At 58.8% G+C, this 23,177-nt stretch carries 23 protein-coding genes and 1 tRNA gene; 9 read left to right on the plus strand and 15 right to left on the minus strand.

What is annotated here, in order from left to right:
- Positions 1 to 83: 83 nt before the first annotated feature.
- A complete protein-coding gene (locus tag AC3I0A_RS03915) occupies positions 84 to 989 on the plus strand; it encodes a DMT family transporter (RefSeq protein WP_489376330.1) in 906 nt (301 codons plus the stop codon).
- A gap of 226 nt (positions 990 to 1,215) precedes the next feature.
- Here AC3I0A_RS03915 and ychF read toward each other — a convergent pair whose 3' ends face one another.
- From ychF to AC3I0A_RS03955, 8 genes are all read right to left on the minus strand, one after another.
- Complete coding sequence (gene ychF / locus AC3I0A_RS03920) at positions 1,216 to 2,316, minus strand: redox-regulated ATPase YchF (RefSeq protein ID WP_489376331.1); 1,101 nt, start codon at positions 2,314 to 2,316, stop codon at positions 1,216 to 1,218.
- A 23-nt stretch (positions 2,317 to 2,339) separates the two neighbouring features.
- The gene (gene pth, locus AC3I0A_RS03925) at positions 2,340 to 2,924 is read right to left on the minus strand and encodes an aminoacyl-tRNA hydrolase (protein ID WP_489376332.1); all 585 of its coding nucleotides are present in this window, start codon (positions 2,922 to 2,924) and stop codon (positions 2,340 to 2,342) included.
- Positions 2,925 to 3,093: 169 nt separating this feature from the next.
- Positions 3,094 to 3,690: a 50S ribosomal protein L25/general stress protein Ctc gene (locus AC3I0A_RS03930; RefSeq protein WP_489376333.1), complete on the minus strand. Its 597-nt coding sequence runs from the start codon at positions 3,688 to 3,690 to the stop codon at positions 3,094 to 3,096.
- A gap of 138 nt (positions 3,691 to 3,828) precedes the next feature.
- Positions 3,829 to 4,770, minus strand: coding sequence for a ribose-phosphate pyrophosphokinase (locus tag AC3I0A_RS03935; RefSeq protein WP_003208392.1), 942 nt, complete (start codon positions 4,768 to 4,770; stop codon positions 3,829 to 3,831).
- 46 nt (positions 4,771 to 4,816) lie between these two features.
- A tRNA-Gln gene (locus AC3I0A_RS03940) sits at positions 4,817 to 4,891 on the minus strand.
- Positions 4,892 to 4,927: 36 nt separating this feature from the next.
- Entirely contained in the window at positions 4,928 to 5,779 is an 852-nt protein-coding gene (ispE, locus tag AC3I0A_RS03945; protein ID WP_489376334.1) for a 4-(cytidine 5'-diphospho)-2-C-methyl-D-erythritol kinase, read from the minus strand.
- A 1-nt stretch (position 5,780) separates the two neighbouring features.
- Positions 5,781 to 6,398 (minus strand): lipoprotein insertase outer membrane protein LolB, encoded by a 618-nt coding sequence (gene lolB, locus AC3I0A_RS03950; RefSeq protein ID WP_489376335.1) that lies wholly within the window; start codon positions 6,396 to 6,398, stop codon positions 5,781 to 5,783.
- A gap of 4 nt (positions 6,399 to 6,402) precedes the next feature.
- Positions 6,403 to 8,127 carry a tetratricopeptide repeat protein gene (locus tag AC3I0A_RS03955; protein ID WP_489376336.1) on the minus strand — a complete coding sequence of 575 codons (1,725 nt, stop codon included), beginning with the start codon at positions 8,125 to 8,127 and terminating at the stop codon, positions 6,403 to 6,405.
- Positions 8,128 to 8,354: 227 nt separating this feature from the next.
- Between AC3I0A_RS03955 and hemA the strand changes: the two genes are divergently transcribed.
- The 6 genes from hemA to AC3I0A_RS03985 all read left to right on the plus strand — a co-directional run bounded on the left by hemA (position 8,355) and on the right by AC3I0A_RS03985 (position 13,710).
- Positions 8,355 to 9,641: a glutamyl-tRNA reductase gene (gene hemA / locus AC3I0A_RS03960; RefSeq protein WP_489376337.1), complete on the plus strand. Its 1,287-nt coding sequence runs from the start codon at positions 8,355 to 8,357 to the stop codon at positions 9,639 to 9,641.
- Positions 9,641 to 10,723: a peptide chain release factor 1 gene (gene prfA, locus AC3I0A_RS03965; protein ID WP_489376338.1), complete on the plus strand. Its 1,083-nt coding sequence runs from the start codon at positions 9,641 to 9,643 to the stop codon at positions 10,721 to 10,723. The genes hemA and prfA overlap by 1 nt, the downstream gene beginning before the upstream one ends.
- The gene (gene prmC / locus AC3I0A_RS03970; RefSeq protein WP_489376339.1) at positions 10,724 to 11,554 is read left to right on the plus strand and encodes a peptide chain release factor N(5)-glutamine methyltransferase; all 831 of its coding nucleotides are present in this window, start codon (positions 10,724 to 10,726) and stop codon (positions 11,552 to 11,554) included.
- Entirely contained in the window at positions 11,548 to 12,303 is a 756-nt protein-coding gene (locus AC3I0A_RS03975; RefSeq protein ID WP_489376340.1) for a molybdopterin-synthase adenylyltransferase MoeB, read from the plus strand. Before prmC ends, AC3I0A_RS03975 begins: the two co-directional genes overlap by 7 nt.
- Complete coding sequence (gene murI / locus AC3I0A_RS03980) at positions 12,296 to 13,087, plus strand: glutamate racemase (RefSeq protein ID WP_489376341.1); 792 nt, start codon at positions 12,296 to 12,298, stop codon at positions 13,085 to 13,087. Before AC3I0A_RS03975 ends, murI begins: the two co-directional genes overlap by 8 nt.
- Positions 13,088 to 13,191: 104 nt before the next feature.
- A complete protein-coding gene (locus tag AC3I0A_RS03985) occupies positions 13,192 to 13,710 on the plus strand; it encodes an acyloxyacyl hydrolase (RefSeq protein ID WP_489376342.1) in 519 nt (172 codons plus the stop codon).
- A 188-nt stretch (positions 13,711 to 13,898) separates the two neighbouring features.
- Here AC3I0A_RS03985 and AC3I0A_RS03990 read toward each other — a convergent pair whose 3' ends face one another.
- The 6 genes from AC3I0A_RS03990 to AC3I0A_RS04015 form a co-directional block, all read right to left on the minus strand.
- The gene (locus AC3I0A_RS03990) at positions 13,899 to 14,204 is read right to left on the minus strand and encodes a YkgJ family cysteine cluster protein (RefSeq protein WP_489376343.1); all 306 of its coding nucleotides are present in this window, start codon (positions 14,202 to 14,204) and stop codon (positions 13,899 to 13,901) included.
- 84 nt (positions 14,205 to 14,288) lie between these two features.
- A complete protein-coding gene (locus AC3I0A_RS03995; protein WP_489376344.1) occupies positions 14,289 to 15,071 on the minus strand; it encodes an SDR family NAD(P)-dependent oxidoreductase in 783 nt (260 codons plus the stop codon).
- An 18-nt stretch (positions 15,072 to 15,089) separates the two neighbouring features.
- Positions 15,090 to 16,535: a deoxyribodipyrimidine photo-lyase gene (gene phrB / locus AC3I0A_RS04000; protein ID WP_489376345.1), complete on the minus strand. Its 1,446-nt coding sequence runs from the start codon at positions 16,533 to 16,535 to the stop codon at positions 15,090 to 15,092.
- A gap of 19 nt (positions 16,536 to 16,554) precedes the next feature.
- Positions 16,555 to 17,493: a MerR family transcriptional regulator gene (locus AC3I0A_RS04005; RefSeq protein WP_489376346.1), complete on the minus strand. Its 939-nt coding sequence runs from the start codon at positions 17,491 to 17,493 to the stop codon at positions 16,555 to 16,557.
- Between the two features lie 3 nt (positions 17,494 to 17,496).
- Positions 17,497 to 18,462, minus strand: a complete 966-nt coding sequence (locus AC3I0A_RS04010; protein WP_489376347.1) for a YbgA family protein — start codon at positions 18,460 to 18,462, stop codon at positions 17,497 to 17,499.
- 171 nt (positions 18,463 to 18,633) lie between these two features.
- Positions 18,634 to 19,620 carry an NAD(P)/FAD-dependent oxidoreductase gene (locus tag AC3I0A_RS04015; protein ID WP_489376348.1) on the minus strand — a complete coding sequence of 329 codons (987 nt, stop codon included), beginning with the start codon at positions 19,618 to 19,620 and terminating at the stop codon, positions 18,634 to 18,636.
- A 197-nt stretch (positions 19,621 to 19,817) separates the two neighbouring features.
- Between AC3I0A_RS04015 and AC3I0A_RS04020 the strand changes: the two genes are divergently transcribed.
- Together AC3I0A_RS04020 and hemH are read left to right on the plus strand one after the other, a co-directional pair.
- Positions 19,818 to 20,720 carry a TIGR01777 family oxidoreductase gene (locus AC3I0A_RS04020; RefSeq protein ID WP_489376349.1) on the plus strand — a complete coding sequence of 301 codons (903 nt, stop codon included), beginning with the start codon at positions 19,818 to 19,820 and terminating at the stop codon, positions 20,718 to 20,720.
- A 13-nt stretch (positions 20,721 to 20,733) separates the two neighbouring features.
- Positions 20,734 to 21,756, plus strand: coding sequence for a ferrochelatase (hemH, locus tag AC3I0A_RS04025; protein ID WP_489376350.1), 1,023 nt, complete (start codon positions 20,734 to 20,736; stop codon positions 21,754 to 21,756).
- A gap of 145 nt (positions 21,757 to 21,901) precedes the next feature.
- Here the strand turns inward: hemH and AC3I0A_RS04030 are convergent, their stop codons facing one another.
- Positions 21,902 to 23,176, minus strand: a complete 1,275-nt coding sequence (locus tag AC3I0A_RS04030) for a uracil-xanthine permease family protein (protein ID WP_489376351.1) — start codon at positions 23,174 to 23,176, stop codon at positions 21,902 to 21,904.
- Position 23,177 lies beyond the last annotated feature (1 nt).

The following is a 23,177-nucleotide window of genomic DNA, read 5'->3' on the forward strand; positions in this document are numbered from 1 at the left end:
GTCGAATCTGATATTTGTTGCCCGGGGGGAGAAGTCGGGAGTGTTCATAAAGTTAATACCGGTCTTTATCAATGAGGTTTCTCATGTCGACTAATAACAATCGGGCAATCATTGAATTGACCATCGGTGGACTGATGCTCAGTCTGTCTGCTCTAGCCGTCGCTTTCGCCCATATCGGCGCGGGTGGCGCAGGGTTCTATCGGATGGTGTTCGCCTCGATCCTGTTCTTCCTGCTGCTCAAGGTGCGCAAAACCCCGGTGCTGCTCAAAAGCGCCAAGGCGCAGCTGTACACCGCGTTGGCTGGGGTGTTTTTGGCCATTGATCTGGTGCTTTGGCACCAGAGCATCTATATCGTCGGCCCGGGCATCGGGTCGATCCTGACCAACTGTCAGGTGTTCTTCATGACCCTACTGGGGTTGTACCTGTTGAAGGAAAAACCTTCGTTCTACTTCCTGGTATCCATTACCTTGGCATTTGTTGGGCTCTATCTGTTGTTGCTACCCGAGATGACCAGTGTGGTAGGGATCAAGGGCGTGGTGTATGGCGTTCTGTCGGGGCTGGCGTATGCCATCTGTGTGTACTTCCTGAAGATCAACACCCAGTTGCCTGACGGCGGGGGTGACAAGATCGCACAGATGCTCAATTTGAGTCTTTGGGCGGCACTGGTTCTGCTGACATACGCGCTGGCAACTGGGGAAAGCTTGGCCATCGTGGATGGGCAAACCTTGCTGATGCTGATCATATACGGGGTACTGGTGCAGTTTGTCGGCTGGTTGCTGGTCAACCGTTCGATCGGAGCCATCAGCCTGGGGTTGGCCGGACTGATCCTGTTACTGGAGCCGGTGATCACGTATTTCATTGATGTCACCTTTCTCGGCAAGGCCAGCTCCACGCTGCAGATTTGCGGCGCGCTGGTGACTATCGTTGCGGTTTACATCGGCTCAATCAAACCGCCTGAGAAAGCGCACCCTTTACCCGAAGCGACCTGACAGAAGTTGTATCACGGCGGTATCGTGGTCTGCGTGTACTCGTTTCTATCCGTTGCGGCCAACTTCCCGGACCTGGCAGCTTCAGGCGTCATAGCCGGTCGCGTACCCATCAACAACCCAGATCATAATGGAGGATGGTGATCCCAAGACGCAAAAAATCCCCATATCAGCGAGTGATTACGGGGATTTTGCGTCTATCGAGATCCGTGTAAATCCACGGTCACTGTCACACGTTGAAACGGAAGTGCATCACGTCGCCGTCTTTGACGATGTATTCCTTGCCTTCCAGGCGCCATTTACCGGCTTCTTTGGTGCCGGCTTCGCCTTTGTACTGAATGAAGTCGTTGTAGGCGATGACTTCGGCGCGGATGAAGCCTTTTTCGAAGTCGGTGTGGATCACGCCGGCTGCTTGTGGTGCGGTAGCGCCGACTTTTACGGTCCAGGCGCGGACTTCTTCGACACCGGCGGTGAAGTAGGTCTGCAGGTGCAGCATCTCGTAGCCGGCGCGGATCACGCGGTTCAGGCCAGGTTCGTCGAGGCCCAGGGCTTCGAGGAACATGTCTTTTTCTTCGCCGTCTTCGAGCTCGGCGATTTCCGCTTCGATCTTGTTGCAGACCGGCACCACGACCGCGCCTTCTTCTTCGGCGATAGCCTTGACCACGTCCAGCAGCGGATTGTTTTCGAAGCCGTCTTCAGCGACGTTGGCGATGTACATGACCGGTTTGGTGGTCAGCAGGTGGAAGCCGCGGATCACGGCCTTCTCGTCGGCGCCCATGTTCTTCATCAGGCTGCGCGCAGGCTTGCCTTCGGTGAAGTGAGAGATCAACTGCTCGAGCAGGGCCTTCTGGACCACTGCGTCCTTGTCACCACCCTTGGCGTTGCGCGTGACTTTCTGCAGCTGCTTTTCGCAGCTGTCGAGGTCGGCGAAGATCAGCTCGAGTTCAATGATTTCGATGTCGCGTTTCGGGTCGACGCTGTTGGAGACGTGGATTACGTTCTCGTCTTCGAAGCAGCGGACCACGTGAGCGATGGCATCGGTTTCGCGGATGTTGGCCAGGAACTTGTTGCCCAGACCTTCACCTTTCGAGGCGCCGGCAACCAGGCCGGCGATGTCGACGAATTCCATGGTGGTCGGCAGGATGCGCTTGGGATTGACGATGGCCGCCAACGCGTCCAGACGCTTGTCCGGCATCGGCACGATACCGGTGTTCGGTTCGATGGTGCAGAAGGGGAAGTTTTCGGCCGCGATACCGGACTTGGTCAGGGCGTTGAACAGGGTGGACTTGCCGACGTTAGGCAGGCCGACGATGCCGCAGTTGAATCCCATGGTGTTTCCCCGAGGAGTTAGAGTCAGGCCTTCTGGCTGTGCAGGTTTTTCATCGCGCGGTTCCATTCACCGGCGAGGATATCCGGCAGCACGCCGAGGGCAAAGTCGATGCTGGCATCGAGTTTTTCCTGTTCGGCGCGTGGCGCGCGACTCAGGACAAAACCGGAAACCATGCTGGCGACGCCTGGGTGGCCGATGCCAAGCCGCAAGCGGTGAAAAGTATTCTGATTGCCGAGCTGCGCGATGATGTCGCGCAGGCCGTTATGACCGCCATGCCCGCCGCCCTGCTTGAGCTTGGCTACGCCGGGTGGCAAGTCGAGTTCGTCGTGCGCCACCAGGATGGCTTCCGGCGCGATTCGGTAAAAACCGGCAAGCGCCGCTACGGCCTGGCCACTTCGGTTCATGAACGTGGTGGGAATCAGCAGACGAACATCCTGACCCTGATGCGTGAAGCGTCCGGTCAGGCCAAAAAATTTGCGCTCGGGCACCAGATTGACGCGTTGGGCCGAGGCGATGCGCTCAACAAAAAAGGCCCCTGCGTTATGCCGGGTCTGTTCGTATTCGGTGCCTGGATTTCCCAGGCCAACGATCAGTTGTATGGCAGTCACGTCAGGGGCCCTTCCTTGGAATTGTGGATAACATCGCCGCGTTGAGGTTGCGCGGCGAAAGTGGACGAAAAATGCTCATTTACCATTATGTAAACTCCGCGTTCTCGCCCGCTTTCTCGCTACGCTCTAGTCCGCGATGTTTCCAACAAACTCCGGCGTGCAGAGTGAATTACTCTGCAGTGCCTTCTGCAGCTGGAGCAACACGTGGAGCGTGAACGTTGGCAACAGCCAGGTCGTTACCGTGTGCCAGAGCCACGAACTCAACGCCGTTAGGGGCTTTGAGGTCAGACAGGTGAATGATCGAGCCGACTTCGGCGTTAGCCAGGTCGACTTCGATGAATTCAGGCAGGTCTTTTGGCAGGCAGGAAACTTCGACTTCAGCAACAACGTGCGAAATTTCGCCGCCTTTCTTGATCGGAGTTTCTTCGCCAACGAAGTGTACTGGTACGTGAGCGGTCAGTTTCTGACCCGCGACAACGCGTACGAAGTCAGCGTGCAACACGTGGCCTTTGGCCGGGTGACGTTGCAGAGCTTTGATGATTACGTTTTGCTTGGTGCCGCCAACGTTCAGCTCGATGATGTGGCTGTAAGCCGCTTCGTTTTCGAGCAGTTTGGCAACTTCTTTGGCCAGCATGCTGATGGATTCAGGGGCTTTTTCGCCACCGTAAACTACAGCTGGAACCAGGCTTGCGAGACGACGCAGGCGGCGGCTCGCACCTTTCCCCAGGTCGGAACGCACTTCAGCATTCAGAGTAAATTCGTTCATGTTGTATCTCCAAAATAACCACATTCGCCCCAGCGTTTGCGACCAGCGCTAAAGGCGATATGGGCAAAAAAGCCCCGCCCCGGCAAGAATACCGGGGCGGGGCGCTTTTCGTCATTGCGATTGCGAAGGGCAGGGCCCTTAGCGGAACATCGCGCTGATCGATTCTTCGTTGCTGATGCGGCGAACCGCTTCGGCAACTACCGGTGCGATATCCAGTTGACGGATACGCGAACAGGCTTGAGCTGCAGCGGACAGCGGGATGGTGTTAGTCACCACCAGCTCGTCCAGCATGGAATTTTCAATGTTTTCGATCGCTCGACCCGACAGCACAGGGTGTGTGCAGTAGGCAAAGACCTTGGCAGCGCCATGCTCTTTCAAGGCTTTAGCCGCGTGGCACAGGGTGCCGGCGGTATCGACCATGTCATCGACCAGAATACAGGTACGCCCTTCGACATCACCGATGATATGCATCACTTCAGAGTGATTGGCTTTCTCACGGCGCTTGTCGATGATCCCGAGATCCACGCCCAGGGATTTGGCAACAGCACGTGCACGCACGACGCCACCAATGTCCGGGGACACGATCATCAGGTTTTCGAAGCGTTGGTCTTCGATGTCATCCACCAATACCGGGGAGCCGTAGATGTTATCTACCGGAATATCGAAGAAGCCCTGGATCTGGTCAGCATGCAAATCAACCGTGAGAACACGATCGATGCCGACTACGGTAAGCATGTCAGCGACGACTTTCGCGCTGATAGCCACACGTGCGGAACGCGGACGGCGATCCTGACGGGCATAACCAAAGTAGGGGATCACCGCAGTGATTCGAGTTGCTGAGGAGCGGCGGAAGGCATCAGCCATCACGACGAGTTCCATCAGGTTATCGTTGGTCGGAGCGCAAGTCGGCTGAATAATGAAGACATCTTTACCGCGGACGTTTTCATTGATCTCGGCTGTAATTTCGCCGTCGGAAAATTTACCGACAGAGATGTCACCGAGAGGGATATGCAGCTGACGTACAACACGCCGAGCCAGATCGGGGTTGGCATTCCCCGTAAAGACCATCATCTTGGACACGCGCAGTACCTGAAGGCTGAGGGTAACCTGGATGAGTATTAGAAAATGGCAGGGGCGGCTGGATTCGAACCAACGCATGGCAGGATCAAAACCTGCTGCCTTACCGCTTGGCGACGCCCCTGTATCTGTTGCAACGAGTACCCAGTACCCGGTTCCTTTAGAGCAGACTTTGAAGCTTGCGATGCAACATCGAAATGTTGCTTCCCTTTGCTACAAACCCTGTAAGGGTCTCTGTAAGAAGGGCCGAGACTTTATCAGCTTCAGCTTTGTTTGGGAAGCCCCCAAACACACAACTTCCAGTTCCGGTGAGTTTTGCTTCGGTATATTTACCTAACAAATTCAATGCGTTACGTACATCTGGATAACGCCTTGCTACCACCGGTAAGCAGTCATTTCGACTGTTTCCCTTGGGAACGGGGCGCACTTTAATGGGAGGAGAGTTACGTGTCAACAGTGGATCTGAAAAAATTTCTGCTGTACTTACAGATACTTGCGGCACCAGCACGAGATACCACGGCTCTTCGGGGTCTACAGGGGTGAGTTTTTCTCCGACGCCTTCAGCAAAAGCCGCGTGTCCGCGGACGAAAACCGGGACGTCCGCCCCCAGTGTCAGGCCCAAGGCAGCTAGTCGATCTTCATCCCAAGCCAATTGCCAGAGGTGATTGAGACCGAGCAGGGTGGTCGCCGCATTTGAACTGCCACCACCGATGCCGCCACCCATGGGCAGGATTTTTTCGATCCAGATATCAATGCCCAGCGTCGAGCCGGATTGCTCCTGAAGTTTTTTCGCGGCCTTGACGATCAGATTGCTGTCGTGAGGGACACCGGGAAATTCGGTATGCAATCGAATGACGCCGTCATCGCGGACGGCAAAAGTCAGTTCGTCGGCGTAATCGAGAAACTGAAACAGCGTCTGCAATTCGTGGTAGCCGTCTTCACGGCGGCCGAGGATATGCAGCATCAGGTTGAGTTTCGCCGGAGCCGGCAGGGTCAAGCGTTGAGCCGTCATGTCAGAGCCCCAGCTTGCGCGGTTGCCAGTCCTTGATCACCAGCGTGACGTCGAGGTCGCGGCCGTGCAGCTTGATCCGTTCTGGCAGCCAGAAGCCGCTCTGTAAGGCATAGCTCAAATATTCGACCTGCCAGCCATCCTGTTCGAGGTTCGCCAGGCGGCTGTCGGCATCCAGGTTCAGGCGACTTTTGCTGTCGGGCGCAGGAAGGCCGCGGACCCACCAGACCAGATGCGAGACCGGCAGCTTCCAGCCCAGCTGTTCTTCGAGCAGCGCTTCTGGCGTACGGGCTTCATAGCGTCCCTGGTTGGCGACTTCCAGCGAGACCTTGCCCGGGCGACCGGTCAGGCGTGCCGCACCGCGACCCAGCGGACCGGACAGGCGGATGTCGTAGTAATCCTGGCGCTGCAGCCAGAACAAGGTGCCGCTGCCCGAGTCTTTCGGGGCGCGAATACCGACCTTGCCGCTGATCTGCCAGCCATCGAGGCTGCTCAGTTGCAGTTTGTGCTCGCGCCATTGCGCGGAATTGCCGCGACCCCCGACGGATTCACGGGCGCCGAAGCCCGCGCAACCGGCGAGCAGGGCGATAAAGCTGAAAACGATAACGTGGCGCAAAAACATAATCTTAAAGGGTCTCGGATCCGGTCAGGCGCTTGATAGTGCTGCGCAGGATAGGGCTGTCGGGCTGTTCCTTGAGGAACTTGCTCCAGATTTGTTTGGCTTCGCGTTGTTTGCCGTTGACCCACAGGACTTCGCCCAGGTGAGCGGCGACTTCCTGGTCGGGGAAGCGCTCGAGGGCCTGACGCAGCAGGCGTTCTGCTTCATCGAGGTTGCCCAGGCGGAAGTTCACCCAGCCGAGGCTGTCGAGTACCGCCGGATCTTCCGGATTGAGCTGATGCGCCTGTTCGATCAGTGCTTTGGCTTCGGCGTAGCGTGTGGTGCGGTCGGACAGAGTGTAGCCGAGGGCGTTCAATGCCATGGCATTGTCCGGGTCGCGCTTGATGATCAGGCGCAGGTCTTTTTCCATCTGCGCCAGGTCATTGCGCTTTTCCGCCTGCATGGCGCGGGTATACAGCAGGTTCAGATCATCCGGGTACTGCTGCAAGGCTTGCTGCAGTACCTTCCAGGCGCGATCGCCCTGCTTGTTGGCAGACAAGGTCTCGACCTCGATCAGGTAGAGCTGGATCGCGTAGTCGGGTTGCGCTTCGCGGGCGTTGGCCAAACGGTTTTCGGCTTCGCTGGTGCGACCGTTGCTGATCAGAATATCGGCCTGGCGCAGCTGTGCCGGGAGGTAGTCATTGCCCGGGCCGACCTGGGCGTACTCGATCAGTGCGCCTTGCGGGTCGTTGCGTTCTTCGGCGATGCGGCCCAGGTTCAGGTGCGCCGAATCGACGTGGCTTTCCCGGGCGATGAGGTCTTCCAGATAGCCTTTGGCCTCTTCCCAGGCCTTGGCTTCCAGGCAGACCAGTGCCAGGGAGTAACGTAAATCGTCATCTTCCGGATATTGCTGAACCAGGCTGGAGAACTCGACTTTGGCGTCGTCCATGCGGTCCTGTTCGACCAGCATGCGTGCGTAAGTCAGGCGCAGGCGTTTGTCGTCCGGGTATTTGCGGATGCTTTTTTCCAGCAGCGGCAAGGCTTCCTTGCTGCGATTCAAGCTTTGCAGCAAGCGGGCGCGGAGCAACAGCGGGGCTATTTCGCCTTCTTCCGGTGGATTTTGCTCGAGGAGGGTCAGTGCGGCCTCGGCGTCACCGTTTTGTTGCATCAACAACGCTTTGCCGAAGATCAACTGGCCGTTGTGCGGGTGTTTGTGCAACAAACGGTCAAAACTTTGCATCAGGCCGTTGCGGGTGTCTTGATCGGTATCGGCGGCAGACAGGGCCAGAAAATCGAAATGGGTGTCGCCTTTGCCTTGCAGGACCTTCTCCATATAGACCATGGAGTCGTCATAGCGCCCGCTGCGCGCCAATTGAACGGCCGCGGCACGTTGTGCCTCCAGATCGTCCGGGGCGTTTTTCGCCCAGATCAGCGAGGTGTCCAGCGCTGCCTGATCGGCGCCCAGGTATTCGGCGATGCGGAAGGCCCGTTCGGAGATCCCCGGATCCTGAGTATTGATGGCCTGGGTCACGTAGTTGTCCAGGGCAATGTCGTAACGATTGCGCTGGCCAGCCAGTTCCGCGCTCAACAGGCTGAAGACCGTGTCTTCGCTGAACGAGCTGTAAACCTTGGGCTTTTCAGGGGCCGCAGTGCTGCCTTCGACCGGCGGCGTACCGTCCGGTGATACGGGGGCCAAGGCCTGACAGCCGCTCAGGAAGACAAAAGCGAGGAACAACGCGGAGGATCTATTCATATAGGAAGAAGACGACTAACCTGCGGTCGGATCATCATGACACAAGCCTTCGGCCAAACATAACCGGGCCAGGCAATTCATGTTTCAGCGTTTTCAGGAACCTGATCGCGCTGCGCGCGAATCGCAGCCTCCGGCAGCGGCTACGGGGATTAAAGACAGGCAATGGTTGTTCTGGATCTGGCGAAGTAGGACAATTGTCGGCTTCTCGACATCATCAGCGACCTTGAATGGCCTTCCTTGCACTCGGTATTAACCACAAGACTGCTTCAGTAGACGTCCGCGAGCGCGTGGCCTTTACCCCTGAGCAGTTGGTTGAGGCCTTGCAGCAGCTCTGCCGCCTCACCGACAGCCGCGAAGCTGCGATCCTCTCCACCTGCAATCGCAGTGAACTGTATATAGAGCAGGATCACCTTTCGTCCGAGACTGTGCTGCGTTGGCTGGCCGATTATCATCATTTGAGCCTCGATGAGCTGCGTGCCAGTGCTTATGTGCATGAAGACGATGCGGCCGTTCGTCACATGATGCGTGTCGCTTCCGGGCTGGATTCACTGGTGCTGGGCGAGCCGCAGATTCTCGGTCAGATGAAGTCGGCCTATGCCGTGGCTCGCGAGGCCGGCACCATCGGGCCGCTGCTCGGGCGTTTGTTCCAGGCCACGTTCAATGCCGCCAAACAGGTGCGTACCGACACCGCCATCGGCGAAAACCCGGTATCGGTGGCTTTCGCCGCCGTTAGCCTGGCGAAACAGATTTTCAGCGACTTGCAACGCAGCCAGGCCCTGTTGATCGGCGCCGGTGAAACCATCACGCTGGTTGCCCGACATCTGCATGAGCTTGGCGTCAAGCGTATCGTGGTCGCCAACCGTACCCTGGAACGCGCGAGTATTCTGGCCGAACAGTTTGGCGCCCACGCGGTACTGCTCTCGGACATCCCGGCAGAACTGGTTCGCAGCGATATCGTCATCAGTTCCACCGCCAGCCAGTTGCCGATTCTTGGCAAGGGCGCGGTCGAGAGCGCATTGAAGCTGCGCAAGCATAAACCGATTTTCATGGTCGACATCGCTGTACCGCGCGATATCGAGCCGGAAGTAGGTGAGTTGGACGACGTTTACCTCTATAGCGTCGACGATCTCCACGAAGTGGTCGCCGAAAATCTCAAAAGTCGTCAGGGCGCCGCACAAGCGGCCGAAGAGATGGTGTCCATCGGCGCCGACGATTTCATGGTGCGTTTGCGTGAACTGGCGGCAGTGGATGTGCTCAAGGCCTACCGTCAGCAAAGCGAACGCCTGCGCGATGAAGAGCTGCTCAAGGCCCAGCGCATGCTCGCCAATGGCAGCAGCGCCGAAGATGTGCTGGTGCAACTGGCCCGCGGCCTGACCAACAAATTGTTGCATGCACCGAGCGTACAGTTGAAAAAGCTGTCCGCCGAAGGTCGCCTCGATGCGCTGGCCATGGCCCAGGAACTTTTTGCCCTCGGTGAGGGCTCATCGGATAGCTTTTCGGATAAAAAACCGTAATGAAAGCGTCACTTCTCAATAAGCTGGACATCCTCCAGGACCGTTTCGAGGAACTGACCGCCTTGCTTGGCGATGGTGAAGTCATTTCCGATCAGAACAAGTTCCGCACCTATTCCAAGGAATACGCGGAAGTTGAACCGATTGTCACCACCTATAAACAGCTGCTCAAGGTTCAGGGCGACCTGGAAGGTGCCCAGGCGCTGCTCAAGGACAGCGATCCGGACATGCGCGAAATGGCCGTAGAGGAAGTCCGCGAAGCCAAAGAGCGGCTGATCGAGCTCGAAGGCGATCTGCAACGCATGTTGCTGCCCAAGGATCCCAACGACGGGCGCAACGTGTTCCTTGAGATTCGTGCCGGCACCGGTGGTGACGAAGCGGCAATTTTCTCCGGCGACCTGTTCCGTATGTATTCGCGCTACGCCGAGCGACGCGGCTGGCGGGTGGAAATTCTCTCGGAGAACGAGGGCGAGCACGGCGGCTATAAAGAAGTCATCGCCCGGGTCGAAGGCGACAACGTCTATGGCAAGCTGAAATTCGAATCCGGCGCTCACCGCGTACAGCGCGTCCCGGCGACTGAATCCCAGGGCCGTATCCACACTTCCGCTTGTACCGTCGCAGTGTTGCCTGAGCCGGATGAACAGGAAGCCATCGAGATCAACCCGGCGGATCTGCGGGTCGACACCTATCGCTCCTCCGGTGCCGGGGGTCAGCACGTCAACAAGACCGACTCGGCGATCCGCATCACTCACCTTCCTTCGGGGATTGTGGTCGAGTGTCAGGAAGAACGTTCCCAGCACAAGAACCGCGCGCGGGCCATGTCCTGGCTGTCGGCCAAGTTGAACGACCAGCAGACCAGCGCCGCGGCCAATGCCATCGCCAGCGAGCGTAAGTTGCTGGTGGGTTCGGGTGATCGCTCCGAGCGGATCCGCACCTACAACTTCGCCCAGGGTCGGGTTACCGATCATCGGGTCAACCTGACCCTGTATTCCCTCGATGAAATCCTCGCGGGCGGCGTCGATGCGGTGATCGAGCCGTTGCTGGCCGAATATCAGGCCGATCAACTGGCAGCGATAGGTGAGTAAATGACGATTATTGCCAGCTTGTTGCGCGCTGCCGAACTGCCTGACTCGCCCACGGCGCGTCTGGATGCCGAGTTGTTGCTGGCGGCTGCGCTGGGCAAGTCCCGCAGTTTTCTGCACACCTGGCCAGAACGGATTGTCAGCAGCGAAGCCGCGCTGACCTTTGCCGGGTATTTGCAGCGCCGTCGCTGCGGCGAGCCGGTGGCTTACATCCTCGGTCAACAGGGGTTCTGGAAGCTGGACCTGGAAGTCGCACCGCATACGCTGATTCCGCGTCCGGACACTGAACTGCTGGTCGAAGCCGCTCTGGAACTGTTGCCGGCCACACCGGCCTTGGTGCTCGATCTGGGCACCGGCAGCGGCGCGATTGCCCTGGCCCTGGCCAGCGAGCGTCCGGCCTGGCACGTCACGGCGGTAGACCGGGTGCTGGAAGCCGTCGCTCTGGCCGAGCGCAACCGTCAGCGTCTGCACCTGAACAACGCGACGGTCATGAGCAGCCATTGGTTCAGCGCGCTGGAAGATCATCGTTTTCAGCTGATTATCAGTAACCCGCCGTACATTGCCGATGCCGATCCGCATCTGGTGGCCGGCGATGTGCGTTTCGAGCCGGCCAGTGCGCTGGTGGCGGGCGTGGACGGGCTCGACGATCTGCGTCTGATCATCGCCCAGGCCCCCAGGCACCTTGAGGCGGGCGGCTGGTTGATGCTTGAACATGGTTACGATCAGGCGCTGGCAGTGCGTGATTTGCTGCTGACTCAGGGCTTTGAAGAAGTGCACAGTCGTAAAGACCTGGGCGGTCACGAACGTATCAGTCTGGGGCGTCTACCGTGCTGAATGATCAGGAGCTGTTGCGCTATAGCCGGCAGATTCTGTTGCAGCACGTCGACATCGACGGCCAGCTGCGCCTGAAAAACAGCCGCATATTGATCGTCGGCCTTGGCGGTCTCGGTGCGCCGGTGGCCTTGTACCTGGCGGCGGCGGGAGTGGGTGAGCTGCATCTGGCGGACTTCGACACGGTCGATCTGACCAATCTGCAACGGCAAATCATTCATGACACCGACAGCGTTGGCCTGAGCAAGGTCGACTCGGCGATTCGTCGTCTGACGGCAATCAATCCCGAGATCCAGCTGATGGCCCATCGCGCAGCCCTGGACGAAGACTCACTGGCGGACGCCGTCGCTGCGGTCGATCTGGTGCTCGATTGCTCCGATAATTTCTCGACCCGCGAGGCCGTCAATGCGGCCTGCGTGGCGGCGGGCAAACCCTTGGTCAGCGGTGCGGCGATTCGTCTTGAAGGGCAACTTTCGGTGTTTGATCCGCGTCGGCCCGAGAGCCCTTGCTACCACTGCTTATATGGGCACGGCAGCGAAGCCGAACTGACCTGCAGCGAAGCCGGCGTGCTCGGTCCGCTGGTGGGGCTGGTTGGTAGCCTGCAAGCCCTCGAGGCGTTGAAATTGCTGGTTGGCTTTGGTGAACCGCTGGTGGGTCGCTTGCTGTTGATCGATGCCTTGGGTACGCGCTTTCGCGAACTTCGGGTCAAACGTGATCCGGGGTGCAGTGTCTGTGGGCCAAAACATGCGTGAAGCGCCGATTGGCGTGTTTGACTCCGGTGTCGGCGGTCTGTCGGTGTTGGGTGAAATCCAGCGCCTGCTGCCCAATGAGTCGCTGCTGTACGTCGGCGATTGCGGCAATATTCCCTACGGCGAGAAAACCCCGGAGTTCATTCGCCAGCGCTGCAGCGTGATGGCTGAATTCTTCGCGCAACAGGGCGCCAAAGCGTTGGTGCTGGCTTGCAACACGGCAACGGTCGCCGGTGTTGCGGACTTGCGTCGCGATTACCCGGACTGGCCCATCGTCGGCATGGAGCCAGCGGTCAAGCCGGCGGCGGCAGCGACCCGCAGTGGTGTGGTCGGTGTGCTGGCAACCACCGGCACTTTGCAGAGCGCCAAGTTCGCCGCGTTGCTCGATCGTTTCGCCGCTGATGTGCGGGTTATTACTCAACCTTGCCCCGGGCTGGTGGAGCGGATTGAAGCGGGTGATCTGCACAGTCCTGCGCTGCGCCAGTTGCTGCACGGCTACCTTGAGCCCTTGTTGGCGGCGGGTTGCGACACGATTATCCTCGGCTGCACCCACTATCCCTTTCTCAAGCCATTGCTCAAGCAGATGCTCGCGGACGATATCAGCCTGATCGATACCGGCGCCGCCGTGGCCCGGCAACTTCAGCGCCTGCTCGCCGAGCGTGAATTACTCACGCAAGGCCCGGCCCGCGAAGCGCAATTCTGGACCAGTGCCAGTCCTGAGCACCTCAGAGATATTCTGCCGCTGCTATGGAATGAGTCAGGCGTTGTGCGAAGCTTCCCCAAGTAAAAAAACCAATAAAGACCGAAGTTTTTACGTCTGCGCCCAGTTCTATAGCTAGTCTGTTGAGTAATACAAAACAATACGAAAACGTTCGAAAAAGGATGTTTCTAATGAAACGACTGTTCTGTTTGGCTGCGATTGCGGCTGCAATGTTGGGGCAAAGTTTTTCGGCACAGGCTGCCGGAGTGGAGTTCGCGGTCGGCCAGACCGGCGAATCGACCATGACCTACCGTCTGGGTATGCAATTCGATTGGGACAAGAGCTGGCTACAGAGTGATATAGGTCGCCTGACCGGCTATTGGAGCGGGGCCTACACCTACTGGGAAGGAGACAAGACTTCCGCCAACCACAGCCTGTCGTTCTCGCCGGTGCTGGTTTATGAGTTTTCCGGTGAAACGGTCAAGCCTTATGTCGAGCTTGGGGTAGGTTTGGCGGTGTTTGCCAACACCGAAGTCGAAAACAATAACCTGGGATCGGCGTTCCAGTTCGAAGACCGCGTTGGTTTAGGCCTGCGCTTTGCCGGTGGGCATGAGGTCGGTATTCGCGCGACTCATTATTCCAACGCCGGTCTCACCAATCCCAATGACGGGGTAGAGAGCTACGCGCTGCATTACACGATGCCGTTGTAGATTTTGCAGGATTGGCTAGGAGCTTTCTGTGGCGAGGGAGCTTGCTCCCGCTGGGTCGCGAAGCGGCCCCAAAATCGGTAATCGCTTTGTGTCAGGGAGAACGCAGGTACCGGTTTTACGACTGCTTCGCAGCCGAGCGGGAGCAAGCTCCCTCGCCACAATGAACTGCGCCAGCCTTGTGCTGGCGTTCAACGATACGCCGTAGCAATCCCTTGGCGTTCGTTGATGCAATCCGCTTCACCCATCTCGAACTCCCGACAGATCAGTGGGCGTTTCTCGTAGATGGTGCACATCATGCTGTTGCGATCCAGCGCGGCGCACCAGCCGTCATCCAGACGCAGCATGACTTCCCCACCCCAATCGTCAGTGTCGATAAAACGTTCAGGCACGCCAGTGTCAGTGATCAGCATGACTTCCAATTGGCAGCAGCAGGCCGCGCACGTGGAGCAGGTGATCGCCGGTTCGGCAATTTCGATGAGGGGAATGTTGGTCATAGACGCGCAGTGTAAGGCAGCGCGCCGGTATTTGTGCGAAATGCCGAGCAGCGGTCGAGCCCCCATTGCCGATAATGGCGATATTCACGGCTCGCTCTTGGTTGGCGGTCCGTTTCGGAGCGTGGGCTCATCGATCGCGGCTGTCGTCTGGTGGGGAAGCGTCGAAAGTGGCCAGAACTCGGCCATGAACAAGGCTGGAAAAGCGACTTCCGGAGGGCGATCCTGGATGTTCGCCAGGATATGCCGTGCGGCTTTGTCCGCCGGCCAGGTCGCCGGTATGGGGAAGCGGCTTTTTTCGGTCAGTGGGGTGTCGACGAAGCCAGGGCTGACCACTGTGACGTCGATGCCTTCGGGTGCCAAATCGATGCGCTGGGACTCGAACAGATAGCGCAAGCCGGCTTTGGAAGTGCCACAGGCTTCGGCTCGCGGCAGCGCCAGATAGGTCACCGAGCTGGCGATGCCCACCAGATGCGGTTGGTTTCCGGCGCGCAGCAGGGGGAGTGCGGCTTCGATGCAGTAATGGCTGGCGAGCAGATTGGTGCGTATTACATGTTCGATGATCGACGCGTCGAACTGCCTGGCATCGACATACTCACAGGTGCCGGCGTTGAGGATCACGCTGTCGAGCGAGCCCCATTGCTCTGTGATGCGTTCGCCGATCTCCCGCACTTGCTGGCTGTTGGTGAGATCGGCGGGCACCAGCAACACTTGCCCTGGATAGCGGGCGGACAGCTCTTCCAACGGTGCGACCGCCCGTGCGCTAAGGGCAAGCTGTACACCGGACTTGAGCAGCTCTTCGGCCAGCGCGGTACCGATTCCGCTACTGGCTCCGGTTAGCCAGATACGACGTGGAGGTGTACGACTCATCCCCTGCTCCTTTTAACATCACTCATACCCACCTCCGACATCTTGTCGCAAGCGTAGGCTCTTGAACGCAGCCAGTGCCCGTTCACGAGACAGACTAAGATTCACCATCGGCTGTGGATAGCCGGTCACGTCGAACAACCCGCCCATGCTAGCCGGGTTGTGCAGGGCTTTTTTGTTCAAAGTAGCCAGTTCCGGGAGCCAGTGCTTGATGAATAGCCCTTCAGCGTCGAACTTCTGCGACTGACTCAGCGGATTGAAGATGCGGAAATAGGGGGCCGAATCGGTGCCGGTGGACGAGCTCCATTGCCAACCGCCGTTGTTCGCTGCAAGGTCGCCATCGATCAAGTGGCGCATGAAGAAGCGCTCGCCTTCACGCCAGTCGATCAGCAGGTTCTTGGTCAGGAACATCGCCACGACCATCCGCAGGCGATTGTGCATCCAGCCGGTTTCCAACAATTGGCGCATGGCCGCGTCGATGATCGGCAAGCCGGTCCGGGCCTGCTGCCAGGCCGCGAGCTCTTCGGGGGCATTGCGCCAGGCCAGGGCTTCGGTTTCCGGGCGAAAGGCGCGGTGCCGGGAAACCCTTGGGTAGCCCACCAGAATATGTTTGTAGAACTCGCGCCACAGCAGCTCGTTGATCCAGGTGATGGCGCCGACGTTGCCGCTTTCAAATTCACCCTGATTGCATTGCAAGGCTGCGTGCAAGCACTGTCGTGGCGAAATCACCCCCGCCGTCAGGTACGCGGACAATTGACTGGTGCCAGGCCGGGCCGGAAAGTCCCGTTGGTTTTTGTAGTCGTCGATCCGCTGGTCGACAAAGCTCTCCAGACGGCGCCGTGCTTCGGACTCACCGGCGGGCCAGAACCCGCGCAACGTCTCGCTGGGTGTTGTGAAACCATTGACCTGCGACGGCACCGGGTCGCTGATGATGCTCATTGGCAACTGGGTTTTGGGCGCTGCGATCAGTCGCGGCAAGGCGCCGTGGAGGCGGGCGTAGCACACTTTTCGAAACTGGCTGAAGACCTGGAACCAGGTGCCGGTTTTGCTCAGCACGCTGCCGGGCTTGAACAGCAATTGATCGAGGTAGCTGTGAAAGGTGATGCCATGGGCGGCTACCGCACGAGCCACTGCGGCATCACGACGGGTTTCATGGATGCCGTATTCCTCGTTCACATGCAGCGCCTGGACGTGCAATTGCTGGCATAACTCGAGCAATACCTGCGGCGCCTGTTCCCAGGTGGCGGCGTGGCGGATCAGCAAGGGGATATTCAGGTCGCCCAAGGCTTTGCTCAGCTCGCGCAGATTGCGCAGCCAGAAGTCCACCTTGCAGGCTGCATCGTCGTGGGCCAGCCATTGCTCCGGGCTCAGCACGTACACGGCCACCATCGGGCCGCGCTCTGCGGCGGCTGAGAGGGCGGTGTTGTCATGTAGGCGCAGGTCGCTGCGCAGCCAGATCAATTGCATGGTTGTCCCGGGAAGAGCATTAAATAAGTCCACGCTGAACCAGTCCCTGGTGAGCCGACAAAGGATCTTCGGCCAGGGATAAATCAGCCATTTGCGACGTTCTGACCGACAACTCGGCGTGGTGGATGCACACCGTTGGTCCGGCAATTATTTTTGGGCAACTGACGCCGTTAAGAAGTTTCGTCAGTTGGCTCAAATTTATCGTGTTGCTCGAATACAGCAATACGCCACGGGCTTGCAGATGATCGACTGCCAGGGCCAGTTCACCGGCGGGCAGCGGCCCGTCGAAGACTTCCACGGGACAATCGGTGCTGCTCACCAACCAGGCGGTGAGCCACAGATGGGGCTCCAGCGGCAGGTTCGAGTGGTTGATCAGCAGCAGTGGCGCGCCACGCAATTGGCGGTTGTTGTGGTAGATCCTCGCGCCGAACTTGCTGCGCAGCCAGGAATAGAAAAATACCCGCTCCATCTGTGTACCGAATTGTCCCTGCCAACGCTGTTCAAGTTCAGCCAACAACGGCATCAAGAGTCGTTCGCACAAGGTTCGCGGCGGATAGAGCGACATGGCCTGGTTGAAGGTGTCGTCGACCTGGCGTTCGGCCAACTGGCTAATGGCGTGCATCAGACGCTGACGCAGGGCGTGCCAGTCGTTTTCGGCGGGCTGGGCGAAGGCCTGTGGGGTGTCGAGCAGTTGCTTGATCTGGCTGACGGCAACCCCGCGGTTGAGCCAGGTCAGAATCGTCAGAATGCGCTGTACATGCTCGGCCGAGAACAGCCGATGACCCTTGGGCGTGCGCTGGGGCACGATCAAGCCATAACGACGCTCCCAGGCCCGCAAGGTGACCGCGTTGACACCGGTCTGGCGGGCGACTTCGCGAATCGGCAGCCAGCCTTCTTCCAGCGCCTGTTGGTAGTCGGCGCCAGGATCGACGTTGGCTGTTGTGTCGGGTTTGGTCATGGTTTAAATCGCATTGCGCAGGCTGAGATTTTCCGGGTGCGGTTGCAGATAGACCTGCTGCGCAAGATACGGATCGGGATGTTGGCGCAGGTGGTGCTTGAGCAGCGTCAAGGGCACCACCAGCGGCACGATGCCGTGGAGGTACTGGCTAATGATCTGCTGCATTTCCCGCTTGTCTTCAGCACTGATGGCTTGTTTGAAGTATCCGCTGAGGTGCTGCAGAACATTGGTGTGGGTGCGACGGGTGGCGCATTTTTTCAGCGCCGCCATCAGCTCGCTGAAATAGCGCGGACCGAGCTGATTGGGGTCGGATTTGCCCATGCTGCCAAGCAGGCTGCCCAGGGTTTGGTATTGCACCGGGTTATGGGCCATGAGCAGATACTTATGGCGCGAGTGAAACCCGGTCAGGCCACGGCGGCTCAAGCCTTCTTGCAGTAGTTGCTGCCAGGCAGCATAGGTAAAAACCCGGGTCAGAAAATTTTCCCGCAGAACCGGGTCGTTGAGCCGACCGTCTTCCTCCACGGGTAAATCAGGATGCAAGGCGCAGAACGCCTGGGCGTAAATGCCGCGACCACCACCATTGATCGGCATGCCGTTGTCCTGATAGACCTTGACCCGTTCCAGGCCGCAGGAGGGTGATCTCTGCATGAAGATGTAGCCACAGATGTCATTCAGCTCGGCCGCCATTTTCTGACCGTAATCAGCCAGTGGTTGGGTGACATCGATGTCGCGATGAACCGTGCCGACGGCGTGGGGTTGCCGAGGATCACCTGTCAGGTGGATGGGCTCACGTGGAATACCCAAACCGATGGCGACTTCCGGGCAAACCGGGATGAAGTCGAAATAATCCGCGAGGGTATGGCTGCACAGGTGAGATTGTTTATGCCCGCCGTTGTAACGGACTTCGGCGCCCATCAGGCACGCGCTGACAGCGATTTTCGGTCTGGTCGCAGCAACGTCGCCGGGCATCGGGGTAACCTCTGATCTATACCTCTACAGGTTTTTTATTCGGTACGGCTGGAATTGATCATAGAGCCAAGGGTGTACAAGTCAATTTTTTTGTATAGGTATTTGTGAGGGTTTGGTGGAGGCAGTCGCGGCGGGCTGCTGTCCATCTCGACAGCAGCAACTCGATACGGCTCATTGCAGGTGTTGGTGCAAGCGGCGGGCAGCTTCCTGACCGCTGAGCCAGGCCCCTTCGACACGCCCGGAAAGGCACCAGTCACCACACACATACAGACCCAGATCGGCATCGGCCAGCACGCCCCACTCATGAGCGCTGGCTGGACGAGCATAGAGCCAGCGGTGGGCAAGGCTGAAGGTCGGTGCAGGCATGGCGCTGTGCAGTAGCTCGGCGAAAGCGCCGTGCAGTTGTTCGATCACCTGTTCCTTGGACAGGTCGATATGTTGCCTGCTCCAGGTGCTGGTAGCGTGCAATACCCAAGTGTCCAGCGCAGTGTCGCGCCCCGGCTTGCTGCGGTTGCGAGCCAGCCAGTCGAGCGGGCTGTCCTGCACGAAACAGCCTTCCATCGGGGTATCCAGCGGTGTTTCGAATGCCAGGGCGACAGCCCAGGTCGGCTCCATCTTCACTCCGGCAGCGGCACCGGCGAGTTTCGGCGCGGCAGCCAGCAGGGCGGTGGCCTGAGGGGCTGGAGTGGCAATCACCACATGACTGAAAGGGCCGTGGGTGAACCCTTCGGCATCCTGCAGGTGCCAATGCTGCTCGCCGCGGTAGACCTCGGTGATACGGCAGGCGAAATGCACTTCCATATCGCCGATCAGCGCGCGGGTGATCGCGCTCATGCGCGGCGTACCCACCCAGCGGGTCTGTTCATCGGGCGAAAGGGTGAGCTGGCCGCCGTGGAAGTTATAGAGTTGCGGCGTCCATTCGGCGACCCAGCCCTTGGCTTGCCAGCGCTGGACTTCGGTGACGAAACGGCGGTCGCGGGCAGTGAAATACTGCGCACCCATGTCCAGCGCGCCAGCGTCACTGCGCTTGCTCGACATTCGTCCGCCGCTGCCACGGCTTTTATCGAAAAGCTGCACTTCATACCCGGTATCGCGAAGTGCCTGGGCAGCTGAGAGTCCGGCGATGCCGGTGCCGATGATTGCGATAGGTACAGTCATAGGGGCCTCGTTTTACCTTTCTGTACAGACTACGCCGTCGTTCAAACCTGTACAATCTTGTTTTTTGGTATAACTTTTAGCATTCTCGATCTGACAGGTTGGCCTATTGTTAATCACAGAGCCTGCCTGATTCAAAAGTTCCCTGCTTATAAAAATAGACTAGTGATCCGGGTAAAACGCCACGCGAGGATGAAGTCATGCACATATTGCTGACCGGCGGTACTGGTTTGATAGGACGTCAACTCTGCCGACACTGGTTGACCCAAGGCCATCGCTTGACCGTGTGGAGTCGTCGACCCGACAAGGTGGCCAAACTCTGCGGTGCCCAGGTGCGTGGAGTCAGTCGGCTCGAGGAGATTGGTCCGGAGCCGGTCGACGCGGTGATCAACCTTGCCGGCGCACCGATTGTCGATCGGCTCTGGACCCACAAGCGCAAGGCGTTGCTCTGGAGTAGCCGGATCAACCTGACCGAAACCTTGCTCGCGTGGCTGGAAAGCCGCGAGCAGAAGCCTCGAGTGCTGATTTCCGGTTCGGCAGTGGGCTGGTACGGCGATGGTGGTGAGCGCGAGTTGACCGAGGATTCACCTCCGGTCAGTGAAGACTTCGCCAGCCAGTTGTGCATTGCCTGGGAAGAGACCGCGCAACGGGCCGGGGTCATGGGCATTCGGGTGGTACTGATCCGCACCGGGTTGGTGTTGTCTGCCGACGGCGGCTTTTTGTCGCGCCTGTTATTGCCATTCAAGCTCGGGCTGGGCGGGCCGATCGGCAGTGGTCGGCAGTGGATGCCGTGGGTTCATATCAACGATCAAATCGCCCTGATTGATTTTCTTCTGAATCAGAATGACGCAAGCGGTCCTTATAATGCCTGTGCGCCGAAGCCGGTGCGCAATCGCGAGTTCGTCAAGACCCTTGGCAGTGTATTGCAGCGACCGGCGATACTGCCGGTGCCGACCCTCGTTTTACGGGTAGGCCTTGGCGAGTTGTCATTGTTGCTGCTGGGCGGGCAGCGGGCCACGCCGGCGCGTTTGCTGGCGGCAGGTTTCACTTTTCAGTTCACGGATTTGCGCGCGGCTCTGGACGATTTATCCAGCCGCCTTTGAAATAGGACGTTGCATGACCGATCACGCGTTGCTTCTGGTCAACCTGGGCTCGCCAGCTTCCACTTCGGTGGCGGATGTGCGCAGCTACCTCAATCAGTTTCTGATGGACCCTTACGTCATTGACCTGCCATGGCCGGTACGGCGTTTGCTGGTCTCGCTGATTCTTATCAAGCGCCCTGAGCAGTCTGCCCATGCCTACGCCTCGATCTGGTGGGAGGAGGGCTCGCCGCTGGTGGTGCTCAGTCGCCGCCTGCAACAGGCGATGACCAGGCAGTGGAAACAGGGCGCGGTGGAATTGGCGATGCGTTACGGCGAGCCGTCGATTGAAACGGTGTTGACCCGCATGGCGGCCCAAGGCGTGAAGAACGTGACCCTCGCGCCGCTTTATCCGCAGTTCGCCGACAGCACCGTGACCACGGTGATCGAGGAAGCCAAACGGGTGGTGCGGGAAAAGAAGCTGGACGTGCAGTTCTCGATCTTGCAGCCGTTCTACGACCAGCCGGAATACCTCGATGCGCTGGTGGCCAGTGCCAAACCGCATTTAGAGCAGGATTTCGATCACCTGCTGCTGAGTTTTCATGGCTTGCCAGAGCGGCATTTGAAGAAGCTCAATCCCGGCCATAGCTTCGAAGGCGAAGGTGATTGCTGCCGTGACGCGCCACCGCAAGTCGTCGCGACCTGTTATCGCGGCCAGTGCTTGCGCACAGCGGCTGCCTTTGCAGAGCGCATGGGGTTACCGGAGGGTAAGTGGTCGGTGTCGTTCCAGTCGCGACTGGGACGGGCCAAATGGATCGAACCCTATACCGAAGCGCGTCTTGAGGCGCTGGCGCAGCAGGGCGTGAAGAAGATTCTGGTGATGTGCCCGGCGTTTGTTGCCGACTGCATTGAAACGCTGGAAGAGATTGGTGATCGTGGGCGTGAACAGTTCCGCGAGGCGGGCGGGGAGGAACTGGTGCTGGTGCCGTGCCTGAATGACAACGCTGAGTGGGCGCATGCGTTGAGTGCGCTTTGTGAGCGGGCGCCGATAGCGTTGTAGGATTCAAGAACCAATCGCGAGCAAGCTCGCTCCCACATTAGATCTGGTTGAAACACACAGTGTGTGCACAAGGATCCAGTGTGGGAGCGAGCTTGCTCGCGAAAGCAATTTAACTGGCGACAAAGACCTCCAAGTCTTCATCCCGTCAAAGCAACGACTCATCCGCCTTCTTGTGCTTCCAGCTGTCGTTACCCGGCAGGATCAGGTTCAGCGCAATCGCCACCACGGCGCACAAGGCGATGCCTTTGAGGCCGAAGTCATCCGGGCCTGTCCCGGTGCCGATCAGCATACCGCCAATCCCGAATACCAGCGTCACCGACACAATCACCAGATTGCGCGCTTCGCTCAGATCGATTTTGTGGCGAATCATCGTGTTCATCCCCACCGCGGCGATCGAGCCGAACAGCAGGCAGAGAATCCCGCCCATCACTGGCACTGGAATGCTCTGCAACAGCGCGCCGAACTTGCCGATAAACGCCAGGCTGATAGCGAAGATCGATGCCCAGGTCATGATTTTCGGGTTGTAGTTCTTGGTTAGCATCACAGCACCAGTGACTTCGGCATAGGTGGTGTTGGGCGGGCCGCCGAGCAGTCCGGCAGCGGTGGTAGCGATGCCATCACCGAACAGGGTGCGGTGCAGGCCGGGCTTCTTCAGGTAATCACGACCCGTGACGCTGCCGACCGCGATAACCCCGCCGATATGCTCGATGGCCGGTGCCAGCGCAACCGGAACGATAAACAGAATCGCCTGCCAGTTGAACTCGGGAGCGGTGAACAGCGGCAGCGCGAACCAGGGTGCTGCGGCAATCTTCGCGGTATCGACCACGCCGAAGAAGAATGCCATGGCGAACCCCACCAGCACCCCGGAAATGATCGGCACCAGACGGAAAATCCCTTTGCCGAACACCGCCACGATCAAGGTGGTCAGCAGCGCCGGCATCGAAATCATCATTGCCGTCTGGTAGTGGATCAGCTCAGTGCCGTCGCCAGCCTTGCCCATCGCCATGTTGGCGGCAATTGGCGCCATGGCCAGGCCGATGGAAATGATCACCGGACCGATTACCACGGGTGGCAGCAGCCGATCAATGAACCCGGTGCCCTTGATCTTCACCGCCACACCCAGAAAGGTATAAACGAAACCGGCCGCCATCACGCCGCCCATGGTTGCGGCGAGACCGAACTGACCTTTGGCGAGAATGATCGGGGTGATGAAGGCAAAGCTCGAAGCCAGGAACACCGGTACCTGACGCCCGGTGACCAGTTGAAACAGCAAAGTCCCCAAGCCCGCCGTGAACAGCGCAACGTTGGGGTCGAGGCCGGTAATCAGCGGCATCAGCACCAATGCGCCAAACGCCACGAACAGCATCTGTGCACCCGACAGAATCTGGCGCCAGAGCGGGTCGTTGAACTCGTCCTGCATG

This window comes from Pseudomonas sp. KH_024_B2, from assembly GCF_057839965.1.